The sequence below is a fragment of the Rhodococcus sp. CX genome, assembly GCF_015865005.1.
Taxonomy (GTDB): Bacteria; Actinomycetota; Actinomycetes; order Mycobacteriales; family Mycobacteriaceae; genus Rhodococcus.
On the sequence record NZ_JADZGH010000231.1, the window covers coordinates 40,523 to 46,115 of the forward strand.

Genomic DNA, 5,593 nt, shown 5'->3' on the forward strand with positions numbered 1-5,593 from the left:
CCGCCCGCGTCGGCCGGCACCGCAACTCCGGAAGCGGCGCCGTGTGCATCGGAGGAACCCGACGCACCGCAGATCCGTCCCGCGTCCTGGCCCGCCCGCGCCTCGGATCCGGACACGGGCCCCGCGCCGACTCCCACCCCTGCACCGACAGCGCCCTGCCCGTAGGGGATTCGGAAGGTCAGCGGCCCAGCCGGGCTCCTGCCGCGCGCATCGCGTCCGCATCCGACGCGACGATCACATCGGCGAACCGGTCGCGGTAGTCGCCGAGGTCGTCACCGACCGACCCGACGACCGCGACCACCGGTACCGACCCGGTCCGGGCGAGGATCGCGGAGACGATCTTCCCGGCGCGGCTCTGCCCGTCGAGACGCCCCTCGCCGACGACCACGAGGTCGGCGGTCGCGAGATGCCGGTCGAATGCGAGGGCGTCGAGCACGAATTCGGCACCGGAGCGCAGTTCGGCGCAGTACCGGGCCCACATGCCGCCGGAGAAGCCGCCGGCCGCGCCGGTGCCGTCGACGCACCGCGGGTCGCGCGGCAGGGCCATCGCGGTCGCGTCGAGCCGCTGGGTGAGCAGATCCACCGTGGCGGGGTCGGCGCCCTTCTGCGGACCGAACACCCGTGCCGCGTCGACGTATCGGGTGGTGACGTCGGTCAGGACCGTGACCGCCGCGCCGTGCAGGCCGCCGGACGAGTCGATCGCGGCGATGGCGCCGAGGCCGCCGTCGGTGGTCGCCGAACCACCGGCCGCGACGACGATGCGCTCCGCGCCGCATCGCGCCGCCTCCGCCATCAGCAAGCCCGTACCGTAGGTGTCCGCGGTGACCGGATCGCGGAAACCGTTGTGCGGGGTCGTGATTCCGCTCGCGGTCGCGAGTTCGACGACGGCGGTTCCGTCCGGTGCCAGTCCGAACGTCCCCGCGCACGACACCCGCCACGGGTTGACCGTCTCGACCTCGATGCGGTCGAGCAGCATCGGCCCGGTCAGGACTTCGAGGGTGCCCTCGCCGCCGTCGGCGACCGGGAGCCGGATCGTCTCGTGCCCCGACGTTTCGGCGCCGGCCGCGACGGAGTCCGCGACCTCGGCCGCACGGTAGGTGCCCTTGAAACTGTCCGGGGCGATCAGGATCCGCACGCTGGTGATCCTGTCACGAACGCAGCACCCATTCGAACGCTGCGGCTTCCGAACGGGCGCCCTGCGTCGCCCGTGCCCGGTTCGGTTCGTCCAGTTCGGCCACGAGGTCCTCGCCGAGCCGCACCAGATCGGCGAACACGTCCGGCGACAGCCACTGCGGGCGGGTTGCGAACAGCAGGTCCTCGGTGGCGGTGTTACCGCTCGCACCGGGCGCGAACGGGCAGCCGCCGAGCCCGGCGAGGGCCCCGTCGACGACGCTCGCACCGGCCGACACCGCGGCCAGGCTGTTCGCGACACCGAGTCCCCACGTGTCGTGGCCGTGGTAGACGATCCGGCGCGCGGGGGATTCGGTGCGGACCCGCGCGATCAGCTCGGCGACCTGGCCGGGCACGGCCTGCCCGAGGGTGTCGGCGAGGACGATGTCGGCGGCGCCGTCGGTCCGCGGATCGCACGCGATCTCCAGGACCCGGTCCGGGTCGACGGGGCCGTCGAACGGGCAGGTGAACGACGTGGCGAGGCACAGCTGGATGCTGCCGCCGGCGGCGTGGGCCAGTTCGACGGCGGCGGGCATCGCGGCGACGCTCGTCTCGGTGTCGCGGCCGATGTTCGCGTTGTTGTGGGCGTCGGACACCGAGAAGCAGTACTGGAAGTGGCGCGCGCCGGCCGCGATCGCCTTCTCCACGTGCCGCGGCGTGGCGACCCACACCCAGCAGCGATCGAGTTCCTCCTCGGTGAGCGCCGCGATCAACTCCAGGGTGTTGGCCATCGGGGGGACCAGGTCCGGGCGGGCGAGCGAACCGATCTCGAGCTCGGGGATGCCGGTGGCCAGCAGGGACCGGGCGAGGCGCACCTTGCGTTCGGTGGGCAGGAGCTTGCCGGTCAGTTGCAGTCCGTCGCGCAGTGTCACATCCCGCAGGGTCACATCCTGCAGTCGCACGTCCCCGAAGTTCACGCCGTACCTCCGCCTCGTCTCACGCCCGGATTCCGCCGGGGCATCCGGCTCCGAGCCTACGGACCGGGACGGCCCGTGGGGAGTCGCCGGAACGCGGATTCTCGGACACGCCGGACCCGGTGTCGCAGCGGTTGTGACGGGTGACACTATTGTCGTTTGTCGGATCGGGGCCTTGGAGGGTGCGTGGTCATGGGTGTGGTGATCGCAAAGGCGTTGCTGTGGTGTGCGCTGCTCGCCGGTGTCGGCGGGGCGGCGGTCGCGGTCAATGCCCTGCACGTCAACGGGGCGGTCGCGTCGTTGATCGTCGCGTTCGTCGCGGGCTTGGTGCTACTGCGGCTGAGGCCCGCCGCGCAGGACGCCCAGGATTCGGACACGGCTGCGTCGTGATCGTTCGGGCGTCGTGATCGTTCACGGGCACCCCTGCGGTGCCGGCACACCGGCGAGCCGCTCGGAGATCCAGTCCAGCATCCCGGGTGCACCCGCGACCGCGGCCGTCAGGTGTTCACCCCACACCGGCACATAGGTCACGTTCGCGCCGCCGGCGCACCATTGCTGTTGCAGGGCAAGAACTCCCGATTCCGGGATGAACTCGTCACCGAGGAACACCTGCGACGACCCGTGGTACAGGTACATCGGGGCCTGCGGGATCTGCCCGCCGAGCCGGTTGTCGTCGAGCACCTGCCGCACCCGCGGATCGTCGAACGGGTCCGGGACGGTGGTGAACACCTCGACGGGAACCATGGCGACGCCGGTGGCAGCCAGCACGATCGTGCACTGGTCCTTCAGCGGGGTCCGGGCCAGGACCCCGGTCAACGGGTCGGCCAGGTCCAGCAGTTGCGGATACTCGCGGGCCAGACCCACCGTCGCCGCGAGGAACAGCCCGGCTCCGAGCTGCCCGTTCATCGTGGCCCGCAGCAGCGACAGGTCGGCGGGCAGCCCACCGGCCGCGGCGCCGGTGAACTGCACGTCGGGCGCGTACGTCGGTTGCAGTTGCGCGGCCCAGCCCGTCGCGATGGCGCCGCCGCTGTAGCCGGTCATCGCGAGCGGAGAATCCGCGAGGTCGGGTGCGACGGTGCGCAACCCCCGGATCGAATCCAGCACGGCGTGCCCGGCGAGCGGGCCGGCGGCATACGCCATGTTCGGTCCCTCGTGATCGGGGACGAGCACCGCCCAGCCGTGGGCGAGCAGGACCGGCAGCATCGGCGGGACGTCGATGTCGACGGCATCGTGCACCATCCGATACGACGGGGTACAGCGGGTGCCGAGCGAATCGATCGCCATGTTGTAGACGACGACCGGCCGCGTCCCGCCGGGCCACGGGGCGTCGGGCAGCACGAGCGTCGCCGTCACCGGGATCGGCCGTCCCGACGCGTCGGTCGAGCGCACCAGGAACTGCCGTGCGGTGTGAGGGACGAGCGCCGCCGGCAGTGCCCGCATCCGCACCGCACGTTCCCGCAGCACCGTGCCCGGCGGGTAGGCCTCGAGATCCGCGGGTCGCGCGAAGAACTCGTCGTCGGTGATCGGTGTCGGCAGCAGGTCGTCGAGCGTCACACGCGGCGGTGGCGGAAGGGGGAACCCGGACACCGGTGACGCGGTCGCCGGGCCGGCGGTCGACAGGAGCCACACCGTGACGAGGATTGTGGTGAAGAGCGATCCGGCCGACAGTACGGGGGTCGCGCGATGTGGCCGTCGCATCCGGAACTCCTCGCTCGAGGTGAACCTCGGTGGAATGCCCCGACACCGTCAACGTTACCGCCGGGTGGGCGCCGATCCGGGCGAATCGCCGGGCCGTCCCGGGTCTCTCGGCCCCGTCACGAGCCCGGACGGTGGTGCACCGGTAGAGTCGACCGGGCGGTTTCCTCTCGTGGGTGACCGCGGCGGTGGGGGGTCCGTGGTTCGTGATATCCCGCCGAGCGTCGAAGAGGAGCAGCCGGTCGTGTCGCTGTGGTCCATTGCGTTGTCCGACAAGGAACTCGGGGAGCGCCGCTGGCTCGATCTGATGCCGTGGCTCGACCGGTACGGTTCCGGACGCGCCGCGGCCCTGTCCGAACTCGCTCCCGGCGACCGCTGGTGGGAGAAGCAGTCGCCGGCCGAGACGGCCGCCTCGGCCGACGTTCCCGCCGTCTGCGCGGCCCTCGCCCACATCTACGTCACCGAACATCCGGACATGCCGCTGTCCGCCGGGCTCGCCGACCGGATCGACGTGCCGGTCGCCGCGCTGGACCTGAGCACCGCCGCGGCCACGATCGTCGACCGCCTGCCGGGGGTCGCGACCACGGCCGCGCTGCTCGACCGCAGCCCGTCCGACCTGTTCGCGGTGCGCGGCGCCGGCCCCGCCACCGTGCACGAGATCGTGTGTGCGGCGATGGTCCTCGCGATCCTGCGCGATCCCGGCGTGTTGCGCGCACCGGAGGGTGCGGCCACCGGATCGAACGTGCCCGCACTCGACCTGCTCGTCTCCGATCTCGCGGAACTGGCCCGCTGGCGGACGCTGCGTGGCCAGGGCGACCGGCCGCTGCTGCGCGTCGAACTCGAGGACGGTGCCCCCGAGGAGATCCAGGAGGTCGCCGCGCGCATCACCGCCCTGACCGCGCGCGACCTGCCGCTGCCCGGACCGCACGATCCGATCGCCGAACTCGGCGGCTACGTCGCGGCCTTGCCCGCGCCGGAGCGGGAGAACCTGCGGCAACGGGTCCTCGACGATGTTCCCGCCGATCCGTCCGCCCCGTCGACGTTCCCGTTCGGCACGGCGGTCGGGGACCTGCTCGCCGCGCTGCGCGTGCACGTGCGACCCGTCGCCTCGCTCGACCGGATCCTGGCGCTGTCCCCGGACCTGTCCCGGCAGGTTCCCGGTCTCGACGTTCCGCTCGGCCGGGTGCTGAACCGTCTCGACGACCGCTTCGAAGTCGCGGACGGCTGGGTCGCGGTGCCGAACCTGCCCGAGGCGGAGCGGCAGACACGCGCCCTGCTCGCCGAGTTCGAATCCGAGAACGGGGTCGTCGAACTCGCCGCCGTCGGGGCACTGTGGAATCTGCCCGCCGGCGAACTGACCGCGTGGCTGCGGCACTGCGGGCTGCCGGTGATCGACGGCCGGATCCTCACTCGCCAGGACAGCCTCGCCGATCGCGCGGCGCAGGTGCTCGAGATCCTCGGCGATCCGATGCCCGCCGCCGCCCTCGTCACCCGCATGGACACCACCCACGACACCGCGACCGTCATCGGTGAGCTCGCGGACGACGAACGGTTCGCCGTCTCCGAATCCGGACTGTGGTCGCTCGCGCGGTGGGAGACCGACATCCCGGGTGCGGTCCGTGCGCGCATCGCCCGGATCGTCGACGGGGCCGGCGGGTCCGCCGACGCCGCCGCGCTGGCCGCCGCCCTGACCGAGCGGTTCCCGATCTCGGAGGCCGCCGCTCGGATCTTCGCGGACAGCGGCGACTTCGAGGTCGTCGGGGGCCGGGTCCGGCGACGGGTCCGCACCCACGTCGCGGTGCGGTCGCCGCAGC

Annotated in this window: 5 protein-coding genes; 2 read left to right on the plus strand and 3 right to left on the minus strand. The window is 72.5% G+C overall.

All coding sequences use genetic code 11. The features are described 5' to 3' along the window. Positions 1-178: 178 nt before the first annotated feature. Together I0Q12_RS25990 and I0Q12_RS25995 are read right to left on the minus strand one after the other, a co-directional pair. Complete coding sequence (locus I0Q12_RS25990; protein WP_197256108.1) at positions 179-1,135, minus strand: glycerate kinase; 957 nt, start codon at positions 1,133-1,135, stop codon at positions 179-181. 13 nt (positions 1,136-1,148) lie between these two features. Next, positions 1,149-2,057 (minus strand): hydroxymethylglutaryl-CoA lyase, encoded by a 909-nt coding sequence (locus I0Q12_RS25995; protein WP_197256123.1) that lies wholly within the window; start codon positions 2,055-2,057, stop codon positions 1,149-1,151. A gap of 225 nt (positions 2,058-2,282) precedes the next feature. On the opposite strand from I0Q12_RS25995, the gene I0Q12_RS26000 reads away from it, so the two are divergent. After that, a complete protein-coding gene (locus tag I0Q12_RS26000) occupies positions 2,283-2,474 on the plus strand; it encodes a hypothetical protein (protein WP_374068785.1) in 192 nt (63 codons plus the stop codon). A gap of 21 nt (positions 2,475-2,495) precedes the next feature. On the opposite strand, the gene I0Q12_RS26005 is transcribed toward I0Q12_RS26000, so the two are convergent. Then, positions 2,496-3,782 (minus strand): lipase family protein, encoded by a 1,287-nt coding sequence (locus tag I0Q12_RS26005; RefSeq protein ID WP_197256112.1) that lies wholly within the window; start codon positions 3,780-3,782, stop codon positions 2,496-2,498. Between the two features lie 196 nt (positions 3,783-3,978). On the opposite strand from I0Q12_RS26005, the gene I0Q12_RS26010 reads away from it, so the two are divergent. Further along, positions 3,979-5,593: hypothetical protein (locus tag I0Q12_RS26010; protein ID WP_307846532.1), on the plus strand; the 1,615-nt coding region annotated here is incomplete at its 3' end.